This window comes from Chryseobacterium sp. PCH239 (assembly GCF_018924625.1).
Lineage (GTDB): Bacteria > Bacteroidota > Bacteroidia > Flavobacteriales > Weeksellaceae > Chryseobacterium > Chryseobacterium cucumeris.
In genome coordinates this window covers 1,454,576-1,475,666 of the sequence record NZ_CP073027.1, presented here as the reverse complement: position 1 = coordinate 1,475,666, position 21,091 = coordinate 1,454,576, and the positions used below count along the sequence as shown (strand labels likewise).

Sequence of the window (21,091 nt, the reverse complement as noted above, 5' to 3'; positions counted from 1 at the left end):
TTTATTCTTTCTAAATAAGAATTATCTTTGCAAGATTATAAAACGTTGAGTAGAAAGAATGAAAAAGCAGTATGCATTCATAGGTCTTTTAGTTTCGGGACTAATGCTTTCCCAGACCGTAAAAGATTCTATTGCCTCCAAAGGTATTGAAGATGTGGTAATCGTAGCCTCCAGAAAACCAACAAAAATCTCTGAAGTTCCGGGAACAGTTTGGGTCGTACAGAAAGAAAAAATTCAGGAACAAGCCAAAAGTGGAGTTCCGATCAAAGAAATGTTATCAATTCTGATACCTTCTATGGATATCGGTCCGCAGGGAAGAACCAATTATGGTCAGAATATGAGAGGACGTTCTGCCTTGGTGATGATAGACGGCGTTTCTCTGAACAGTATTCGTGCGATCAGCCGTCAGCTGGATGCTATTGATCCTTTTAATATCGAAAGAATTGAAGTGCTTTCAGGAGCAAGTTCAATTTATGGAGGTAACGCTACCGGTGGTATTATCAATATCATTACAAAAACACCTTCCAAAAAAGGAATCAGCGGTGAAACTGAACTGGGTGTACGTACAGGATTTATGGGAAAAGATGACCATGACTTCCGTGCTGCTCAGTCTATTGCCGCAAAAGGAGATAAGTTCTTTGGAAGATTGGGAGTAGCCTATCAGCAGAATGGAGGTGTTTACGGGGCAGATCAGAAACAGCTTTTTACTGATATTACCCAGACCGATCTTCAGTATAACCAATCCATTGACATTTTGGCTACGGGAGGATATCAGTTTAACAATAAACATAAAATAACAGCCTCTGTTCAGTATTACAACTCTAAATTTAATGGAGACAGAAGCTTATTTCTAGGTGAAAATTTAAGTGCATTTACTACAAAAAATGCTTCATTGCTGGAAATGAGAGATGGTTTCTCATCCGATAAAAATGTAGGAACGGAACGTTATATGGCAACCGTAGCGTATAACGGAAACGGAATTTTAGGTGGCCAGGATTTATATGTGCAATTGGCTACCCGAGGTGAAAAATTAGGATTCTATCCATTCCCGGGAAATGTTACCTTACAGACGGGAAAAATACCTTATATGTCTTCTTCGCAGCAAGATACTTATTATTCCGGGATTAAAGCTTTGTTGTCAAAATCATGGAGAGGCTTAAATGTTACTTACGGAGCAGATTTCGATTTTGAAAAATTTGAAGGAACACAGTCTGTTTATGATATTGCCAAAACAATGTCCAGTGGAGGTTTAATCAATGAAACAAAATACAGCCTTGGCAGATATCCAACCAATCATTCACAGAGTTATGCAGGATATGTTCAGGCAAAATACAATATTCTTCCCAAATTACAACTGAATGCCGGAATCCGCTATCAGCATATCAACGTAAAAATGGATGATTTTGTAGGCTCAGAGCAGCAGACACAGATTGCTATGGGGTATGGAAATTCAGCATCGGCAATTCCCGGAGGTGAAAGTTCTTATAATGTGACTTTAGCTAATGCAGGTTTATTATATAAATTCAATGAGCAGCATCAGGTTTGGGGAACATTTTCCCAGGGAGCAAGCTTAGCAGATCCTGCCAAATTTTATGGAATAGGACAGTACAAATTGGTAGGAACAAACTGGGATGTAGTATCCAGTATCAATGTGAAAGAACAACCGCTTCAGGCTATCAAAACCAATCAGTTTGAAGTAGGATACCGTGTGAACAGAGGAGGTCTAAGAGCTCAGATTGCAGGATTTTTGAGTAACTCAGACAAAACCGTTGCTGTAGATAAAAAGACGTTCCAGATTCTTGTGAATGATTTGAAATTAAGAAATATGGGAATTGAAGCTGAGGTTTCCTATTCTTTAAGCAATGGAGTGTATTTCGGTGCCAGCGGACTTTTGATTAAATCTGAAGTAGACAAAGACGGAGAATGGCAGAAGCAGGAAATTTACAATGCTTCCCCTTCAAAATTGGTGACGTATATCGGGTATAATATTAAGAACTGGTCATTCAGATTCCAGTCGTTACAGAATTTCAAGCAGAAAGACGAGCTTAATAATGTAGTGGAAGGCTATAATACATCAGATCTGATGATGGGATACCGTTTCAACTGGGGAAAATTCAACTTAGGAATTCAGAACCTGTTTAATACCGATTACCAGACGATCTGGAGCAAACGTTCCCAGGTTTTATATGCTACTTACGGACTTCCGGAACTGTTTAATTATAAAGGAAGAGGAAGAACATTCAACCTTTCTTACACTTTTGAATTTTAAAAAAATGATCGGGATTTAAAATACCCTGATCTGAAAACATATTGTATTTCAAATCCGGTTTCTGAATCAATCGGAAACCGGATTTTAATTTAAAAAAATCAGTTATGGCTAAAATTTCAACAGGGCAGATCGTTGCCGAAGTCACCAGAAAAGAATACATTACTGACCATTTTATCAGAGTGTATTTGTACTCACCGGAAGTTCATTTGTTCCAAAATACCATGGTGGGAGATAATAATAAGATCGCAGTTCCTCCGGCCGGACTGAATGAGGTTCATTTTCCCACACTGGATGAAAATCATCAATGGGTGTATCCACCTAAAGAAGTGGCTCCTGCAATCAGAACTTATACCCACAGAGGAATTGATCTGGAAAAAAATGAACTGATCATCGATTTTGTAGACCACGGAGATGGTGGACCAGCCTCCAGATGGGTAAGAGAAGCTGAAGCAGGTTCAAAGCTTGGAGTGATGATGCGTCTGGAAGGAAAAAAATTGTATCCGGCAGCTGATTGGTATCTGCTGGTAGGAGATGCTACAGCTATTCCGGTGATCAGTGCTATTCTGGAAACACTTCCTGAAACGGCAAAAGGTATTTGTATCATTGAAGTTCACGGAAAAGAAGACGAACAATTGCTTGAAACCAATGCTCAGATTGATTTTAAATGGTTACACAATCCACAGCCTCAGATCAGCAGTGAAATTTCAAATGCGGTAAAAAGTATTGAAATTCCGGAATCAACAAAGTTTGGTTATGTAGCCTGTGAATTCTCAAGTGTGAAAGAAATCCGTACCTATCTGAGAAAAGAGAAAAACTGGACTTCCCAGGAATTGTACGCTTATTCTTACTGGAAAGCAGGCGTAGCAGAAAACGAATCTCAGGCTGACAGACATAAGGAGAAGGATTCGATGGAGTAGAGGGCAAGGATTTAAAGTTCAAGGTTTAAGGTTTAAAGTTGTAGCTACACCGAATCTTGCACCTGGAAACTCGTAACCGCATCTCGCAAACCCGCAACATTCAACCAAAAACTTTGAACATTGAACATTGAACTATTATCTTTGCACTATGAAAGATTTAATGGGCAGAGCGATCTGGGATTATTATCATAATGACAATCCTGAAGATCTGCAGACTGAAACGTCAATTTCTGAGCTGGATGAACTTCCGGTGGATTATTTATTCAGAGATTTTGAAGAAATGAATGATATTGAGCAGAAAGCACTGCATTTATCCAACGGAAAAGTTCTGGATATCGGGGCGGGTGCAGGTTCTCATTCTTTATACCTTCAAAATGAAAGAAATCTTGAGGTTACCGCATTGGATATTTCACCCAAATCTGTTGAAGTTTGCAAGCTGAGAGGCATAAAAAAAGCAGTTTGTGAGAATATGCTTGATTTCTCCGGAGAAACTTTTGATACTATTTTATTGCTGATGAACGGTACCGGAGTTTTTGAAAGCCTTGCGAAAATTGATACTTATCTTCAGAAACTACATACTTTACTGAACGATGAAGGACAGGTTTTAATTGATAGTACGGATATTCTTTATATGTTCGATCGTGATAAAGATGGGGGAGTGTATATTCCGGCTGGTGGATACTACGGAGAACTGGAATATGTGGTTCATTATAAAGGGGAATCTGAAGAACCGATTACCTGGCTGTATCTTGATTTCAATACCTTGAAAAATGCTGCCACAAATAATGGTTTCAAAATAGAAAGAGTATTGAAAGATGAAGATTCTTATTTAGCGAAGCTTACTAAGAGATAACCAGAAAACCATTCAGGGTAATTGATGATAATTGCTAACATTATCAGGCAAATAATACCTGGTAAGATATAAGAAGCTGCCTTATAAGGTAGCTTTTTTGGTGTAAACAAAACCCATAATAGCAGTAAAATTAAAGCACCTACGGCAGCCATGAAAAATTCTGGACTTTTTCTATAAGTAAAAAATCCTTGTATACTTTCCTTATATATGAGTGGAACTAAAAATTCTGAATAGGCATAAAGACAATTCCGAAAATAAATGTTAGAATTGCTGCTCCATACTTTTTAAGCTTAACAAAATTCAGTCCTAACAATAAAGCTCCTGGAATTGTTCCCAAAAGTCCTCCAGCAAGTAAGATAAGGTCTCTCGGAAAAAGTTTAACAGCATTCGTATCTTCAGTGATATGATCTTTCCAAAGTTCACGTTCTTCTGTAAATTTTACTGCTTCAGCTTCTTGTTTACGCTGAATTAATTGCTGAACAGCTGTTTTTTCCTGCTCATTGAAAATACGCCCTCTTTCTTCCAGAATTTCAAAAGCTGCCTGAACAGCCTCCGGAACAAAGCGGTTGCCTTCTTTTAAATATCCCTCTAATTCCTGATTGGAAAGCTTTCTTAAAACATTTTTATTGACCATAAGCTGTCTATAAAAGAAAGGCTGCTTCTCGTGAAACAGCCTGTTATCTTTATAAGGATTTTAATTATCCGATCTCAATACCGTTTTCAACATTGCTGTCATCCGGTGTTACGAAAGATAATTTTCCGTCTGGTTTTGTTGTTAATAATAACATTCCCTGAGATTCAATTCCTCTGATTTTTCTTGGCGCAAGGTTCAGAAGAATCATTACCTGCTTCCCGATTACTTCTTCAGGAGTGAAACTTTCTGCAATCCCGGAAACAACAGTTCTTACATCTACTCCTGTATCTACAGTAAGCTTTAGTAATTTATCTGCTTTTTCTACTTTTTCAGCTTCTAAAATGGTTGCTGTTCTAAGGTCTATTTTAGTAAAGTCATCAAACGTGATCTCTTCTTTCATAGGGTTTGCGTTAGGGTTTGTTTTTTTATTGTTTTGTTTTGTGTTTTCCAGTTTTTGGATCTGAGCCTCGATGACATCGTCCTCAATTTTTGAGAAAAGAAGGGAAGATTCATTGATTTTGTGACCTGTCTCAATTAATACTGATTGGTTTTCAATAGAGTTCCAGTCTTTCTTCTCAACATTGAACATGTTCAATAGCTTTTCAGAGCTGAAAGGCATGAAAGGTTCGCATAACTGAGCCAGAGCAACAGCTATTTGAGCTCCAACGAATAAAGATTGAGCAGCTTTTTCCGGGTTGTCCTTGATGGTTTTCCAAGGCTCTTCCGTCTGAAGATACTGGTTTCCAAAACGCGCAAGGTTCATTAATGCAGTTAATGAATTTCTGAACTCATAATTTTCAAGGAATCCTGAGATTTCTTTTGCAGATTTACTTATTTCCTGCAGTTCAGGGCTGTTTACATCGCCTTGTGGAACAACACCGTCATAATATTTATGAATAAGAACTGCAACTCTGTTGATAAAGTTTCCGAAGATCCCTACCAATTCAGAATTATTCTTAGTCTGGAAATCCTTCCATGTAAAGTTATTATCCTTTGTTTCCGGAGCAGATGAAAGAAGCGCATATCTTAAAACATCCTGCTGTCCGGGGAAGTCTTCCACATATTCATGAGCCCAAACTGCCCAGTTTCTTGATGTTGAGATCTTATCGTTCTCAAGGTTCAGGAATTCAAAAGCAGGAACATTAGCCGGCATGATATAATCTCCGTGTGCTTTCATCATCGAAGGGAAAATAATACAGTGGAATACAATATTATCCTTTCCGATAAAATGTACCAGATCACTTTCTGGACTCTGCCAGTAGTCTTTCCAGTCTTTTCCGTTTTTCTCTGCCCATTCTTTGGTGAAAGAGATATAACCGATAGGAGCATCAAACCATACATATAATACTTTTCCTTCAGCATTTGGAAGAGGAACCGGAACTCCCCAGTTCAGGTCTCTGGTCATGGCACGAGGCTTAAGACCGTCATTTAACCAAGATTTAACCTGTCCGTATACGTTAGGCTTCCAATCGTCTTTATGACCTTCAATGATCCACTCATTTAAAAAGTCTTCGTATTCATTTAATGGAAGATACCAGTTTTTTGTTTCTTTAAGGATAGGAACATTTCCGCTAAGCATTGATTTCGGATTGATCAGCTCAGAAGGAGAAAGGGTAGAACCACATTTTTCACACTGGTCTCCGTAAGCGTTTTCATTACCACAATTAGGGCAAGTTCCTACAATATAACGGTCAGCAAGGAATTCTCCTGCCTGCTCATCAAAATACTGCTCAGAAATTTCTTCCGTGAATTTTCCTTTTTCGTATAAAACTTTGAAGAAATCCTGACTGGTTTCATAATGCTTTTTAGACGTTGTTCTGGAGTATTCATCAAATGAAATTCCCAGATCAGAAAAAGATTTTTTGATGATCTCGTGATATTTGTCCACGATATCCTGAGGAGTTACTCCTTCTTTTTTAGCTCTTATGGTAATAGGAATCCCGTGCTCATCTGAACCACAGATAAACGCTACATCTTTTCCTAATCTTCTCTGAAATCTTGCGTAAACATCCGCAGGAATATAAACACCTGCCAAATGTCCTATATGAACCGGCCCATTTGCATAAGGCAAAGCTGCCGTAATCATCTTTCTGTTTGACATTTATAGTAAAGTTTTAACTGCAAAGATAAGGAATATCTGTTGAATACCGCTATTAGTGGCATTATTATGATGAAGAAAGCGATTTTGAAAGGTTGAATATGAAATTAAGTTAAACAATTGTTTAACATTTTCTTAATTTAAAACAAATATTATGTAATGCATAAGACGTTGTAAATTATTGGATTTTAAAAAACTAACTAAAATCGGTTTCGTAATATACATAATTTTAACTAAAATTATATTAAATTTATAATAATTCTAATTTTTTTTTAAATTGCGAGTCTGGCTCTGGGCCAAAATATGACTGAAAAACGAAACTATAAAAAAATAAGATTGTGAAGAATTTTACAACAGTATTAAAAATCGCGCCCGCTTTTTTACTGGCCAGTACAGTAATACATGCGCAGAAAAAAGATTCTCTTCCTCAGGAGAAGAAGATTGATGAAGTTGTACTAATTGGATATGGAAAACAGAAAAAATCTGACCTTACCGGTTCTATAACTTCTGTTACGGCTAAAGACTTCAACGGAGGAGCTACTTCTGCCGGGCAGCTGATCCAGGGTAAAACACCAGGAGTACAGATTACCAATAACAGTGGAGCTCCGGGATCGGGTACAAAAATCAGGATCAGGGGTACTTCTTCTTTAAGTGGAGAAAACTCTCCGTTGATCGTTATTGATGGAGTTCCTCAGGATTTCGTTGGAATGAATGGTGTTTCCGATCCTTTATCATTAATTAACCCGAATGATATTGAAACGTTTGATATCCTTAAGGATGCTTCCGCTACTGCGATCTATGGTAACAGAGCTTCCAATGGGGTTATTCTCATTACAACCAAGAAAGGAACAGCAGGAAAGTTTAAAGTTAATTTCTCAACAGTTACTTCGGTTTCTACTAAAATGGGAAAGGTAGATGTATTAAATGCTCAGGAGTTTAGAGATTTTGTTAATACGTATGCACCTGCAGGTTATAAAACCAAACTTGGAAATGCTGATACCGATTGGCAGGATCAGATTTATCAGGCAGCATGGGGTACCGATAATAACGTTGCCCTTTCAGGAGGGATTAAAGGTCTGCCATACCGTTTATCATTAGGATATAATGAGCAGAACGGTATTGTAAAATCAAATTCTTTCCGCAGAACTTCTGTAGGATTGAACTTAAACCCTAAATTCTTTGATAATCATTTATCAGTGAATGTAAATGCAAAGGGAACATTTACCGATAACAGATTTGTAGATGGCGGAGTGATTAAGGCGGCTACTTATTTTGATCCTACACAACCGGTGTATTCAGGAAACTCTAATTACGGAGGGTATTATGAATGGCTGGATTCAGGATCTGCAACAGGTTATAATGTAAATGCCAATTCAAACCCACTTGGGATGATCAATGGGGTAAGAGATGTTTCCTCTGTATTAAGAGGATTGGGAAATATTCAGTTAGATTATAAGTTTCATTTTCTTCCGGACCTTCATTTCAATGTAAATGCCGGATACGATTATACAAAAAGTGACGGACATAAATTTAAAGACGCTCGTCTGAGACCAGGTTTCGAAGATAAAGGAAGCTCAAATTTCTATTCTATGGAAAAGAAAAACAAGCTTTTGGAAACCTATTTTAATTATGTAAAAAACATCAGTGCTATTAATACTGGTGTAGACATTACTGCAGGATATTCTTATCAGGATTTCAATATCTATCTTCCGGGAGCTATCACTTATAGAGGAACAGGAATTAACTCGCAAGATTTAGATTTCAAAACTCAAAATACGCTGATTTCATTTTATGGAAGAGCTATTTTTACCATAGCTAATAAATATATTATTTCAGGATCAGTTCGTAAAGATGGCTCTTCAAGATTCTTTAACGGTACCAGAGATAATGTTTGGGGTGTTTTCCCTGGAGTTTCCTTAGCCTGGAAGCTTAATGAAGAAAATTTTATCAAAAATATATCTTCCATCAGTACATTAAAACTAAGAGCGGGATGGGGTAAAACGGGCCAGCAGGAATTGCCTGCGCTTAACGGTAACAAGCCTAATAATTACCCGGCTTTTGCAGCCTACAATCCAAGTTATCAGGGAGCTGGATATCAGTTTGGAAATGAATTCTACTTTATGTTCAGACCTGCTAACTATAATCCAAATCTTACCTGGGAAACTACAACCACTAAAAACTTAGGATTAGATTTTGGTTTTAATAAAAACAGAATTACCGGATCAATAGATGTATTCAGAAAGGATACGAAAGATCTTCTTGTATATGCTGACGAGCCTGCTGGAGGTTTAAGTAATGCCAGCTGGCAGAACGTAGGTGATATGAAAAATGAAGGGATTGAAGGAAGTATTACCGTAATTCCTGTTAAAAACCAGAATACCACCTGGGAAGTAAGCTTTAATGCTACTCATTACAAGCCGGTTATCACGAAGCTTAAAGACAGAGCTGACGAATCATTTAACATGGAAGTAGGAGGTATTGAAGGAGGTTCTGGAAACAGAATTCAGGCTCATGCTGTAGGATATGCACCTAATTCATTCTGGGTATACCAGCAGGTATATGATACCAACGGAAAACCTGTTGACGGAGCCTTTGTAGACAGAAACGGAGATGGAGTAATCAATACAAAAGATATGTATTATTACAAATCTACTACACCGGATGCAATTTTAGGCTTCTCTACTAAAGTTTCTCACAAAAATTGGGATTTTGCATTAAGTGCAAGAGCCGTATTAGGAAACTACGTATATAATAATGCTGCTTCAAATAGTTCACTGCAGTCAGCATCTACCAACGAATACCTTCAGAACGTATTCTCTACAGCTCCTCAGTATAAGTTTGCAGTTCCTCAGTACAAATCTGATATTTATGTTGAGAATGCTTCATTCCTGAGACTGGATAATATCAATGTTGGATACAATTTCGGAGAAATCTTCACCAAAGGAAGCAACCTGAAAGTATATGCGATGGCGCAGAATGTTTTTGTGATCACTAAATACTCTGGAGTAGATCCTGAAGTTTTTGGGGGAATAGACAACGGTTACTACCAAATGCCTAAAATTTACTCTTTAGGTTTTAACTTCCAATTTTAAATAAAAATTCAATGAAACTAAATAGAATTAAACTTAAAAATATAGTATTGCCTCTTTCAGCAGTATTTTTATTAACAGCAACTTCTTGTGTGAAAGATCTTGAAAGAGAACCTATCACAGATGTTACTTCAGCCAGTATTTATAAGGATTTTGCTAACTATAAAAATGTTTTGGCAAAACTTTATGGAGGACTTGCAATGGGTGGCCAGGTAAGTGGAGATGGTGATCAGCCGGATAGTGATATTAACGGAATCAATGGTGGTTTTTCCCAATATACCAGATTGATGTACACACTAAATGTTGTTACAACAGATGAAGCTGTGATTGGATGGAATGACGGAAATCTTCATACCATGCACAAAATGACATGGGATGCCTCCAATGAGTTTATTGCGGCTATGTACTATAGAATATATACAGAAATTGCTTTTTGTAATGAGTTCTTAAGAAATGTTACCGATGAAAAGTTAGCTTCCAATAATATTACTGGAGACAATCTTAATCAGGCAAAATTGATGAGAGCAGAAGCACGTTTCCTGAGAGCACAGTCATATTTTCATGCGATTGATATGTTTGGAAATGTTCCTTTTGTAGATGAATCATACCTGCCTGGATCTATAAACCCGCCACAAAGAATAGAAAGAAAAGCATTGTTTAATTATATCGAATCTGAATTACTTGCTATAGCAGGAGAGTTAAAAGATCCTAAAACAAATGAATATGGCAGAGCAGATAAAGCTGCTGTTTGGTCATTGTTGGCAAAATTATATTTAAATGCTGAAGTTTATACTGGAACTCAGAGAAATACAGATTGTATCACATACTGTAATAAAGTGATTGCAGCAGGATATTCTTTAAAACCGAAATATGATGATTTATTCCTTGCTGATAATAATATCAATAATCCGGAGCAGATTTTAAGCGTTAATTTTGACGGAATCAATACGCAGACTAATGGTGGGACCACTTATCTGGTACATGCTGCCATAGGTGGTGATATGAAAGCTGCTGATTTTGGAGTGAATGGAGGATGGAGTGGTTTAAGAACTACAAAAGCATTTGTAGGGTTATTCCCTAATAATGGAAGTGACAAAAGAGGAAGATTCTTTACTTCAGGGCAAAATCTAGAAATTAATGATTTAGGCTCATTTACAGATGGTTATGCTTTTATCAAGTTTAAAAATGTTAAAAGTAACGGATCTGTCGGAGCTCATACCAACTGGGTGGAGGCTGATATCCCATTGTACCGTTTGGCAGATATTTATCTGATGTATGCAGAAGCTGTATTAAGAGGAGGAACTGGCGGAAATCAGGCTACAGCAATCGGTTATATTAATCAACTGAGACAACGTGCTTATGGAGATACAAGCGGAAATGTTTCTTCTATCAATCTGAATTTCATTTTAGATGAGAGAGCCAGAGAATTATCATGGGAAATGACCAGAAGAAGTGATCTTATTCGTTTCAATAAGTTCACCACAGGGGATTATCTATGGCCATGGAAAGGAAATGTAAAAGATGGAAAAGCAGTAGAAAACTACAGAAACCTGTTCCCGATTCCTGCTAAAGATATTGTAGCGAATCCTAATTTGATTCAGAATCCTGGGTATTAATTTTAAATCCTGTTTAAAATGAAAAATTTATTCAAAATATTAGCCCTGGTTTTTACAGGTCTTATCGTTTTTTCCTGTGAAAAAGATGAAGATCAGGCGGTTATTAATGAAACATCTGCCGGTAAAATATCTGCTGATAAAAGTGCAATAGTTCTTAATGAACTTAATGCAAATGATGCCGTAATAAGCTTTACATGGGCAAAACCAACATTTAATATTGCTGTAGTTCCCAATCAGAAAGTAGAATTTGGAATGAAAGGGGATGGTTTCAAAAAAAGTGCTGCCATTGACTTTTCTAATGATATGACTTCAGGTTCTGCAACACATGCCGCTTTGAATGCCGCCATGTTTGCCATTGGAGCAGTTCCGGATGTTGTAAACGATATCGAAGTAAGATTGAAGACTTCAGTAGGCTCAGCAGCTTTTTATTCTAATGTAATTGCTCTTAAAGTAACTCCTTATACTCCAAACCCTGATTTGGTATATCCAAAGATCAATGTTCCTGGAGCATACGCAGGGTCAGCTGGTTATGCAAACTGGACTCCATCTAATTCACCGAATCTGTTTTCTCCTGAGAAAAATGATAGATACAGAGGATTTATTTTCATCAAAGATGCTTCAGGTGATAATGGTAAATATAAATTTGCGATCAATCAGGATTGGCCGGGAAATAAAGGGGATGATGGAACCAATAGCGGAAAACTAAAAGTTGATGGTTCAGATATAGTACCGGCAGCAGCAGGAACTTATTATATGAAAGTAGACTGGGCAGCAAATACCTATTCTGCTACATTAGCAAACTTCGGAGTTATTGGTGATGCAACGCCTACGGGATGGGGATCAGATACTGACTTTGTATACAATCCTGCAACCAAAACATATGTTATCAATTCAATTGCTTTATCCAATACCGGAGTATTTAAATTCAGAGCCAATGATGATTGGGCAATAAAGTTCCAGCCAAAAGATGCAGAGCAGACTTTAGTTTCAGGGACAGGTGTTCAGACCTATTTAAGCTTAGAGGGAACTGTTACAGGAGATCCTGGATATAAAGTTTCACAGGCAGGTAATTATAAAATTGAACTGGATCTACACAATTCAGCATATTACAAGTTAACCATTACTAAATTGTAAATTAAACTAAACAAACTAAAATAAAGCAAAGTGCTGCTTTACCGCAGCACTTTATTTTTTTAAGTTAATAAATAGTCATTATGAAGAAAATTACAGTTGGAGCACTTTTGCTCTCAATGATGTTTACAGGTGTGAAAGCCCAATCTTTAAAATCTCCGGACGGAAAGTTCGAAATGAACTTTCAGCTGAAAGAAGGAGTACCTTACTATAACCTGAAATACAATGGGGCAGTAGTGGTGGAAGATTCTAAATTGGGATTGAGATTATTTAAAGACACAGCCATAAAATTCGCTTCTGAAATTGCCAAACCAGAAGATGCAAAATACGATCTGAACAACGGTTTTGCAAAGACAGATGAAAAAAGAGACTCCAAAAATGAAACCTGGCAGCCGGTTTTAGGAGAAAAGAAAAATTATATCAACCATTACAACGAACTGGCAGTCACCCTGAATCAGGCTTCTACAGACAGAAGTATTGTGGTAAAGTTCAGATTATTCAATGATGGATTGGGTTTCAGATATGAATTCCCACAACAGAAAAACCTTAATTATTTCGTCATCAGAGAAGAAGATTCTGAAATCGATTTCCCTACCGATATGAAGGCATGGTGGATGGTTGCAGATTATGACTCTCAGGAGTATCAGTATCAGGAAACAAAAGTATCCGAAATCCCTTCAAAATGGGATAAAGCATATGATGCCAACGCTTCACAGTCATTGGTGAAAAATGCAGTGCAGTCTCCATTGATGCTTAAAAAAGAAGGAAAAGAGCCATTGTATATTAACGTTGCAGAAGCAGCTGTATTGGATTATCCGGCTTCACACCTTGAGGTAGATGCACAGAATTTTAAATTCAAAACGCATTTGACTGCCGACAGACAGGGAGCGAAAGGATATATTCAGACTCCGTCAGTAACGCCTTGGAGGACAATTATTGTAGCTCCGAAAGCAGAGCAGGTGATGGATTCTAAAATGATCTTCAACCTTAATGAGCCTACAAAGTACACCGATACTTCTTACATTCACCCTACAAAATACATGGGAGTCTGGTGGGAAATGATTATTGGAAAATCACAATGGGCTTATTCTACCGCTGAAAATGTCCATTTAGGTAAAACAGATTTTGCAAAATTAACTCCAAACGGAAAACATGCTGCCAACAATACAAAAGTTAAAGAATATATTGACTTTGCAGCAGAAAACGGATTCCAGGGATTGTTGATCGAAGGATGGAACATCGGTTGGGAAGACTGGTTCGGACATTCAAAAGAGTTTGTTTTCGATTTCATTACTCCTTACCCGGATTTTGATATTAAAATGTTGAATGAATACGCGCATTCAAAAGGAATCAAGCTGATCATGCACCACGAAACTTCAGGTTCTGCCACGAACTATGAAAGATGGGCGGATAAAGCTTTCCAAACGATGAACAAATACGGTTATGATGCCGTGAAAACCGGATATGTAGGAGATATCATTCCTAGAGGTGAACATCACTATTCTCAATGGACCATCAACCATTATTATAGAATTGCTGAAAAAGCAAACGACTATAAAATCATGGTGAATTCTCACGAATCCGTACGTCCTACAGGAGAAAGCCGTACTTATCCAAACTATATTTCTGCAGAAGCAGCACGTGGAACGGAATATGAAGCTTTCGGAGGAAATAAGCCGGATCATCAGACGGTTCTTCCGTTTACAAGATGGATGGGAGGTTCTATGGATTACACGCCGGGAATTTTCCAGACAAAACTTGACTATTATTTCCCTGGAGATAACCGTTTTGTAAAAACTACTCTGGTAAAGCAGTTAGCACTTTATGTAACGATGTATATGCCGCTTCAGATGGCTGCGGATCTTCCCGAGAACTACAAAAAGCATATGGATGCATTCCAGTTTATTAAGGATGTTGCAGCAGATTGGGATGATACAAAAATCTTAGCTGCTGAGCCTGGTGATTATGTAGTTACAGCGAGAAAAGCAAAAGGCACTGAAAACTGGTTTGTAGGAGGTATCACGGATGAAAACAAACGTGAGTATACTGTAGACTTCTCATTCCTGGATAAAGGAAAGAAATATGAGGCAACCATCTATGAAGATGGAAAAGATGCTGATTATATCGATAACCCTCAAAGTTATAACATCTACAAAAAAGAGATTACAAGTAAGTCGAAAATTAATTTTAAAATGGTAAGAAGCGGCGGTTTCGCAATTTCAATTAAACCAGTAAAATAATTGTAAAGATACACTAAGGTGCCCCGGTTTATCGGATTTTCGATGGCCGGGGTATTTTTATTTATCCTCTGCGTGTTGAATCAGCTGGGAATATTGATTTTCAGATTCTAATAGTTGTTCCTGTACTTTAACAGGAGTTTTTATTTTCTCTTTATATTCTTTCTGATACTGTTTGACGGTTTTTCCAGTTCCGTCATGTCTCCATCCCGGCGAATAAAAAAGATATTTTAGGCGGTCTTTAAAAGAAATTCCCGGCTGTCTGATATCTTTCCCTATTCTTCTCCATTCATAGAAAAGCATCGTTGCGGGATCTTTGGATTTTATTTTCGGATAAACTCCATATTTTACAGGAACTTCAGGATCTTCTTTTTCAAAAGTCCCGAAAATTTTATCCCAGATAATCAGTCCCATTCCCATATTGCGGTCCAGATATTTGATATTGCAGGCATGATGTACCCTGTGATGAGAAGGTGTCACCAGGATATATTCTAAAAATCCCATACTTTTAATCGATTGGGTGTGTACAAACGTGCCGTAAATCTGTATAGAAGAGTAGGCTACCAGAATATGCCACGGATGAAAACCCATGAAAGCTAGTGGAGAGAAAAATAAATACCTGTACAACGGCTGAAATACAGGGCTTCTGAATCCCGTGCTGATATTGAAATAATCAGAATTATGATGAGTAATATGTACCGCCCAGAAAACTCTGGAATGATGATCTACATAATGATGAACATAATACGCAAAGTCCTGAGCCAGGAATACGGCAATCCAGTACCAGATCCCCTCCTGCCAGTCGAAAAGACGGTGCTGGTAAAAAAACATCATAACAAATAAGGAGAAACCCTTCATGATGATATCTAGTCCATAATTAAGCAAGGCGAAAAGTACATTTGTTGCTACGTCTTTTGTCTCATATATTTTCTCTTTATTAAAATGACTGTAGGCCATTTCCAGGAAAATTATAGCAGCAAACACAGGAATTGTCCATGTGTAAACAACATCCGGTCCTTCAGTTTTGAACATATTGCTGAAATCCAACATTTTTTCTATAAAACTAAACATAAAAAGCATGGGAAATTAAGTTTATGCATGAATTTTTTGTGAAAAATTTAATTATTCTTTATAAAAATTAAAATGAAGTCATTTAATCTGATAATCTTATAGAAATGAAGATTAAAAAAAGAGACTTTCCGTTACATTTTTGAACGTATATATGAAAATTTAATGCTAAATTGAACACTAATATGAAGACAATATATGCAGCATTCGCCCTTTCGATAGCTTCTTTTGCTTTTTCCCAGAAAAATCTGGAAAGAGTAGAGCCTGCTTTCTGGTGGAAGGGGATGAAAAATCCTGAACTTCAGATTCTTGTATACGGAAAAGAAGTGGCTAATAACGAGATTACGCTTTCAGATGGCATACAGATCAAAGACATAAGGAAAGTAGATAATCCTAACTATGTTTTTATTACAGTCAATACCAACGAAATAAACGTTCCGAAGTTTGCTATCAATATTAAGAAAGGCAAAAAGAATATGGGTTCATACACTTATGAGCTGAAACAAAGGAATCCGGGATCTGCTGATCGTGAATCTTTTACTTCAAAAGATCTCATGTATCTGATCATGCCGGACCGTTTTGCCAATGGTGATGAGAAGAATGATTCAAGACCGGAGCTTACCGAAAAAGCAGATCGCAGTCTTCCCAACGGCAGACATGGAGGAGATCTCCGCGGGATTATCAATAATCTTGATTATATCCAGAATTTAGGAGCTACAGCAGTCTGGCTGACTCCCGTGAATGAGGATAACGAAAAAGTGTATTCCTATCACGGTTATGCTCAGACCGATCTATATAAAATTGATGCACGCTACGGTACCAACGAAGATTATAAAACATTATCCCAGGAGCTAAATAAGCGAAAGATGATGTTAGTGATGGATTATGTAACCAATCACTGGGGCGGCTCCCACTGGATGATTAAAGATCTTCCTTCCAAAGACTGGATACACTGGTTTGATGAAGGAGAAAAAGGATTTAAACGGTCAAACTATAAAACGACGACACAGTTTGATACCAATGCTTCGGATATTGATAAAAAATATGCCCTGGACGGATGGTTTGATACAACGATGCCTGATATCAACCAGAAAAATCCATTGGTCCTGAAATATCTGATCCAAAATGCTATCTGGTGGATCGAATATGCCGAGCTGGGAGGATTTCGTGTAGATACCTATCCTTACAATGATAAAGACGCCATGGCAAAATGGGCAAAGGCGATCACCGATGAATATCCGAAATTCAATATTGTAGGGGAAACATGGCTGTATACAGCAGCTCAAATTGCCGCGTGGCAGAAAAATTCGAAGATCGGGGCGATAGAAAATTACAATTCAAATTTACCATCGGTGATGGATTTTATGCTGTTTGAAAACATGCCTAAAGCCCTTAAAGAAAAAGAAAGCTGGGATAAAGGAATGATCCGTATTTACGATTCTTTTACCAGCGATTTCCTTTATCCGGATATCAATAATACCCTTGTTTTCTTTGAAAATCATGACACCGAAAGATGGAATGAAATCTTTAATGCAAATCCTGATGCATATAAAATGGCACTCACTCTGATTTCGACAGTAAGAGGAATTCCACAGATTTATTACGGATCAGAAATAGGAATGAGAGGTGATAAAAAAACTGGTGGTGATGCGGATATCCGCAGGGATTTTCCAGGAGGCTGGAAATCTGATACACAAAACGCTTTCAATCCATCCGCTCAAACTGCGGAGCAGAAAGAATTTTTCCGGTTTACTCAGAAATTATTAAACTGGAGAAAAGGTAAAGACGTGATACATCATGGAAAAACTAAAAATTTCGTTCCTCAGGATGGCGTTTTTGTGTATTTCAGATATAATGAAAAAGAAAGTGTAATGGTGGCCATCAACAATAATGAAAAAGATCAGACGTTAGATCTGAAAAGATTCGCAGAATCACTGAATGGATATACAAAAGGAAAAGAAGTAATTTCAGGAAAAGAAATTTCATTACAAAACAGTATGAATATCCCTGCAAAGACACCATTCATCATTGAATTAGAAAAATAATAATTACCTATGAAAAAACTAACGACTGCTTATACATTAATCCTTTTTTTACTGGGATTTTCTTTACTTACAGCACAGTCGAAGACCGGATTTGAAAAAGAAAAATCGGAAATCACTACCATGCTTGATACCTTTAATGCAATGGCGGCAAAAGCAGATTACGATGCCTATTTTAATCTGTTTGCAGAGGAATCTACCTTCATCGGAACAGATGCAACTGAAATCTGGGATAAAAAAGCATTTATGGTTTGGGCAAAACCTTACTTTGACAAAAAGAAAACCTGGAACTTTAAAGCTCTTAAAAGAAATATTTATTTCAGTAAAGATGGGAAACTGGCCTGGTTTGACGAATTGCTGGATACACAGATGAAGATCTGCAGAGGCTCAGGAGTGGTAGAGAAAATCAATGGAAGCTGGAAGGTAAGACAGTATGTTCTTTCTGTGACAGTTCCTAATGAGGTGGTAGACAAAGTGGTTACGGAAAAAGCACCTATTGAAGATGCATTAATTCAAAAACTGAAATCATAATGGCAATCATGATGGGGAAATATGATACTGGGGCAGTCGGGAAAAGAAAAAAGCCAGACCTATCGATGCTCCAGATTATCAATATGAGCATGGGATTCCTGGGAATTCAGATGGCATTCGGGTTACAAAATGGAAATGCGAGCCGTATTTTGGGGAATTTAGGAGCTGATGTTCACGAATTATCCTGGTTCTGGCTAGTAGCTCCCATTACAGGTCTGATTGTCCAGCCTATTATCGGTCATATGGGAGACAATACCTGGAGTCCGCTGGGAAGAAGAAAACCTTATTTCCTGATTGGCGCTGTTTTATGCGCGATAGGATTGGTTCTCCTTCCTAATGCAGCATCCGTTACTCAGATGTTTGCCGCCAATGCACTTTTGTTAGCGGTAATATTTTTAGCCATGATGGATGCTTCAGTGAATATTGCCATGGAACCTTTCCGGGCTTTGGTGGGTGATATGCTCCCGAAACATCAGGGTACGATAGGGTTTTCTGTACAAACAATTCTGATTGGAATCGGAGCGGTATTAGGATCTTATCTGCCGGACTGGTTAACGAAAATGGGAATTTCCAATGAAGCACCAGCAGGATTTGTAGCAGATAATGTGATTTATTCTTTTTATATCGGTGCTGCATTGCTTATCATATCAATTCTATACACCATCATGACAACCAGAGAGTATTCCCCACAGGAATTTGCTGATTTTGAAGTTGGAAAAGACGCAGACCAACATAACTCTAAGTTTTCAGATATTTTTAAAGACTTTGCAGCGATACCTTTGCAGATGAAAAAGCTGGGAATTGTTCAGTTTTTCTCATGGTTCGCATTGTTTACCATGTGGGTATTTACCACCAGTGCTCTGGCAACCCATCATTTTGGACTTTCCCCGGAAGATACCCATTCCAAGGCATTCAATGATGCTGGAGACCTTACCGGAAAACTTTTCGGAATGTATAATCTCTGGGCGATTCCGTTTGCGTTTCTGTTAACACCTATCGCTAAACTGATTGGTAAAAAACAGACTCATGCTTTAGCTTTATTGTGTGGAGGTTTGGGACTGGTTTCCATGTATTTCATTAAGGATGTCAACAATTTATGGATCTCCATGATTGGATTAGGCTTTGCCTGGGCAAGTATTCTCGCAATGCCTTATGCCATGCTTATTGAGGTGATTCCACAACGGAAGATGGGGGTTTATATGGGCATATTCAACTTCTTTATTGTGATTCCTCAGATCATCAATGGTTTGTTCGGAGGTCCTATCGTAAGCGGGATTTTCGGAAAACAGGCGATGGATTATGTTGTCGTAGGAGGTGTTTGCATGCTGATCGGAGCCGTAGTAACCATGATTTTTGTGAAATCCGAAGATGAAACCCCTAAGGAAATTGAAGAGGAAATCAAGCAGGTACATTTTTAATAAGAAAATAGAGGTTAGAAATAAGTAATGTGATGTGTTTTGAAATTTAATTTAAAATAGCATCATAAAATTCAATAGAAGCGGGCTTTAGCCCGCTTTCTTTTTAAACATCCATCAATTGGCTTTAGAGCCAAAACTTAAAACCTATCCTTCGTATGCTTATTATTTTTTTGATCTTAAGATTGCAATAATCTCCCGCAGATTTTCACAGATATCACAGATGCTTGCACTTGTTTAATCATTGGAAGAAAAAATATCCAGTATAAAATTTTATCCCAGATAAAATCCTTGCGCCCTAAAAACATATCAAATGCAAAAAATCGCGTCTTTGCGTAATCCAACCTAGCCTATATTTTCACTTTTTCACCATTTTTACTTCTCCAATTTCCTTTCTTAACCTACATCAACTTTTTAAACACCCACATCTCGTACATTTGTACTATAAATAATCACAGAAAATGAAAACAGTATATCATAAAGCAGATTCAAGAGGCCATGCCAACCACGGATGGTTAAATTCTTACCATACATTCAGTTTTGCCAACTATCAAAACAGAGACAGAACCAACTTCGGAGTTTTAAGAGTATTGAACGATGACACCGTTTCGCAGGGAATGGGCTTCGGAACACACCCACACAGAGATATGGAAATTATATCCATTCCTTTGGAAGGAGATCTGGAACATAAAGACTCCATGGGAACCACAGCAGTAATCAGAAAAGGAGAAATCCAGGTGATGAGTGCCGGAACAGGTGTCATGCACAGCGAATACAATAAAAATAAAGATGAAGAAGTAAAATTCCTTCAGATCTGGGTGTTCCCAAAAGAACAGAATGTTGAACCGAGATACGATCAGAAAAGTATCAAAGAAGGAGAAAAAATCAATGGATTCCAACAGATCTTATCTCCCAATAAAAATGATGACGGAGTTTGGATTCATCAGGATGCATGGTTCAATCTGGCCAACTTTAAAAAAGGAAACGGTAAAAATTATATGCTAAACAAAAAAGGAAACGGAGTGTATGCATTTGTTTTAAAAGGTAGTGCAAAAATCGGAGACCGCGTTCTGAATGAAAGAGACGGGTTGGGAATCTGGGATACACAGAGCTTTAATATAGAAGCCGTGGAAGACACTGAAGTATTATTAATGGAAGTACCTATGGAACTGCCGTCTTATCTTAAATAAA

The 21,091-nt window shown here is 37.6% G+C and carries 14 protein-coding genes; 11 read left to right on the top strand and 3 right to left on the bottom strand.

Translation table 11 applies throughout. From position 1 onward, the window contains the following. Window positions 1-58 precede the first annotated feature (58 nt). The 3 genes from KBP46_RS06760 to KBP46_RS06750 all read left to right on the top strand — a co-directional run bounded on the left by KBP46_RS06760 (window position 59) and on the right by KBP46_RS06750 (window position 4,039). Window positions 59-2,269 (top strand): TonB-dependent receptor, encoded by a 2,211-nt coding sequence (locus KBP46_RS06760; protein WP_216444976.1) that lies wholly within the window; start codon window positions 59-61, stop codon window positions 2,267-2,269. 104 nt (window positions 2,270-2,373) lie between these two features. Continuing rightward, the gene (locus KBP46_RS06755) at window positions 2,374-3,186 is read left to right on the top strand and encodes a siderophore-interacting protein (RefSeq protein ID WP_216444975.1); all 813 of its coding nucleotides are present in this window, start codon (window positions 2,374-2,376) and stop codon (window positions 3,184-3,186) included. Window positions 3,187-3,334: 148 nt separating this feature from the next. Further along, complete coding sequence (locus tag KBP46_RS06750; RefSeq protein WP_062670835.1) at window positions 3,335-4,039, top strand: bifunctional 2-polyprenyl-6-hydroxyphenol methylase/3-demethylubiquinol 3-O-methyltransferase UbiG; 705 nt, start codon at window positions 3,335-3,337, stop codon at window positions 4,037-4,039. Between the two features lie 217 nt (window positions 4,040-4,256). On the opposite strand, the gene KBP46_RS06745 is transcribed toward KBP46_RS06750, so the two are convergent. Continuing rightward, on the bottom strand, window positions 4,257-4,673 hold the full coding sequence (locus KBP46_RS06745; protein ID WP_216444974.1) for a hypothetical protein: 417 nt from the start codon (window positions 4,671-4,673) through the stop codon (window positions 4,257-4,259). Window positions 4,674-4,737: 64 nt separating this feature from the next. Continuing rightward, window positions 4,738-6,774 carry a methionine--tRNA ligase gene (gene metG, locus KBP46_RS06740; protein WP_062670831.1) on the bottom strand — a complete coding sequence of 679 codons (2,037 nt, stop codon included), beginning with the start codon at window positions 6,772-6,774 and terminating at the stop codon, window positions 4,738-4,740. A 335-nt stretch (window positions 6,775-7,109) separates the two neighbouring features. On the opposite strand from metG, the gene KBP46_RS06735 reads away from it, so the two are divergent. The 4 genes from KBP46_RS06735 (at window position 7,110) to KBP46_RS06720 (ending at window position 14,847) form a co-directional block, all read left to right on the top strand. Continuing rightward, window positions 7,110-9,863 (top strand): SusC/RagA family TonB-linked outer membrane protein, encoded by a 2,754-nt coding sequence (locus KBP46_RS06735; RefSeq protein ID WP_062670829.1) that lies wholly within the window; start codon window positions 7,110-7,112, stop codon window positions 9,861-9,863. A gap of 11 nt (window positions 9,864-9,874) precedes the next feature. After that, complete coding sequence (locus tag KBP46_RS06730; RefSeq protein ID WP_082798702.1) at window positions 9,875-11,476, top strand: RagB/SusD family nutrient uptake outer membrane protein; 1,602 nt, start codon at window positions 9,875-9,877, stop codon at window positions 11,474-11,476. 18 nt (window positions 11,477-11,494) lie between these two features. Further along, complete coding sequence (locus KBP46_RS06725; protein WP_216444973.1) at window positions 11,495-12,610, top strand: SusE domain-containing protein; 1,116 nt, start codon at window positions 11,495-11,497, stop codon at window positions 12,608-12,610. A gap of 80 nt (window positions 12,611-12,690) precedes the next feature. Continuing rightward, the gene (locus KBP46_RS06720) at window positions 12,691-14,847 is read left to right on the top strand and encodes a glycoside hydrolase family 97 protein (protein ID WP_062670825.1); all 2,157 of its coding nucleotides are present in this window, start codon (window positions 12,691-12,693) and stop codon (window positions 14,845-14,847) included. 57 nt (window positions 14,848-14,904) lie between these two features. On the opposite strand, the gene KBP46_RS06715 is transcribed toward KBP46_RS06720, so the two are convergent. Beyond that, window positions 14,905-15,894 carry a sterol desaturase family protein gene (locus KBP46_RS06715; protein WP_062670824.1) on the bottom strand — a complete coding sequence of 330 codons (990 nt, stop codon included), beginning with the start codon at window positions 15,892-15,894 and terminating at the stop codon, window positions 14,905-14,907. Between the two features lie 203 nt (window positions 15,895-16,097). On the opposite strand from KBP46_RS06715, the gene KBP46_RS06710 reads away from it, so the two are divergent. The 4 genes from KBP46_RS06710 to KBP46_RS06695 all read left to right on the top strand — a co-directional run bounded on the left by KBP46_RS06710 (window position 16,098) and on the right by KBP46_RS06695 (window position 21,090). Continuing rightward, on the top strand, window positions 16,098-17,957 hold the full coding sequence (locus KBP46_RS06710) for a glycoside hydrolase family 13 protein (protein ID WP_216444972.1): 1,860 nt from the start codon (window positions 16,098-16,100) through the stop codon (window positions 17,955-17,957). Between the two features lie 9 nt (window positions 17,958-17,966). Next, complete coding sequence (locus KBP46_RS06705; RefSeq protein WP_216444971.1) at window positions 17,967-18,485, top strand: nuclear transport factor 2 family protein; 519 nt, start codon at window positions 17,967-17,969, stop codon at window positions 18,483-18,485. After that, the gene (locus KBP46_RS06700) at window positions 18,485-19,903 is read left to right on the top strand and encodes an MFS transporter (RefSeq protein WP_216444970.1); all 1,419 of its coding nucleotides are present in this window, start codon (window positions 18,485-18,487) and stop codon (window positions 19,901-19,903) included. The genes KBP46_RS06705 and KBP46_RS06700 overlap by 1 nt, the downstream gene beginning before the upstream one ends. A gap of 458 nt (window positions 19,904-20,361) precedes the next feature. Continuing rightward, window positions 20,362-21,090, top strand: coding sequence for a pirin family protein (locus KBP46_RS06695; RefSeq protein ID WP_034696330.1), 729 nt, complete (start codon window positions 20,362-20,364; stop codon window positions 21,088-21,090). Window position 21,091: the final 1 nt, after the last annotated feature.

Excerpts from the sequence above, each read along its gene's own strand:
- KBP46_RS06755 (WP_216444975.1), top strand. The coding sequence starts at position 2,374 with ATGGCTAAAATTTCAACAGGGCAGATCGTTGCCGAAGTCACCAGAAAA.
- KBP46_RS06760 (WP_216444976.1), top strand. The coding sequence starts at position 59 with ATGAAAAAGCAGTATGCATTCATAGGTCTTTTAGTTTCGGGACTAATG.
- KBP46_RS06720 (WP_062670825.1), top strand. The coding sequence starts at position 12,691 with ATGAAGAAAATTACAGTTGGAGCACTTTTGCTCTCAATGATGTTTACA.
- KBP46_RS06700 (WP_216444970.1), top strand. The coding sequence starts at position 18,485 with ATGGCAATCATGATGGGGAAATATGATACTGGGGCAGTCGGGAAAAGA.
- KBP46_RS06705 (WP_216444971.1), top strand. The coding sequence starts at position 17,967 with ATGAAAAAACTAACGACTGCTTATACATTAATCCTTTTTTTACTGGGA.
- KBP46_RS06750 (WP_062670835.1), top strand. The coding sequence starts at position 3,335 with ATGAAAGATTTAATGGGCAGAGCGATCTGGGATTATTATCATAATGAC.
- KBP46_RS06710 (WP_216444972.1), top strand. The coding sequence starts at position 16,098 with ATGAAGACAATATATGCAGCATTCGCCCTTTCGATAGCTTCTTTTGCT.
- KBP46_RS06695 (WP_034696330.1), top strand. The coding sequence starts at position 20,362 with ATGAAAACAGTATATCATAAAGCAGATTCAAGAGGCCATGCCAACCAC.
- KBP46_RS06745 (WP_216444974.1), bottom strand. The coding sequence starts at position 4,673 with ATGGTCAATAAAAATGTTTTAAGAAAGCTTTCCAATCAGGAATTAGAG.
- KBP46_RS06725 (WP_216444973.1), top strand. The coding sequence starts at position 11,495 with ATGAAAAATTTATTCAAAATATTAGCCCTGGTTTTTACAGGTCTTATC.
- KBP46_RS06715 (WP_062670824.1), bottom strand. The coding sequence starts at position 15,894 with ATGTTGGATTTCAGCAATATGTTCAAAACTGAAGGACCGGATGTTGTT.
- metG (WP_062670831.1), bottom strand. The coding sequence starts at position 6,774 with ATGTCAAACAGAAAGATGATTACGGCAGCTTTGCCTTATGCAAATGGG.
- KBP46_RS06730 (WP_082798702.1), top strand. The coding sequence starts at position 9,875 with ATGAAACTAAATAGAATTAAACTTAAAAATATAGTATTGCCTCTTTCA.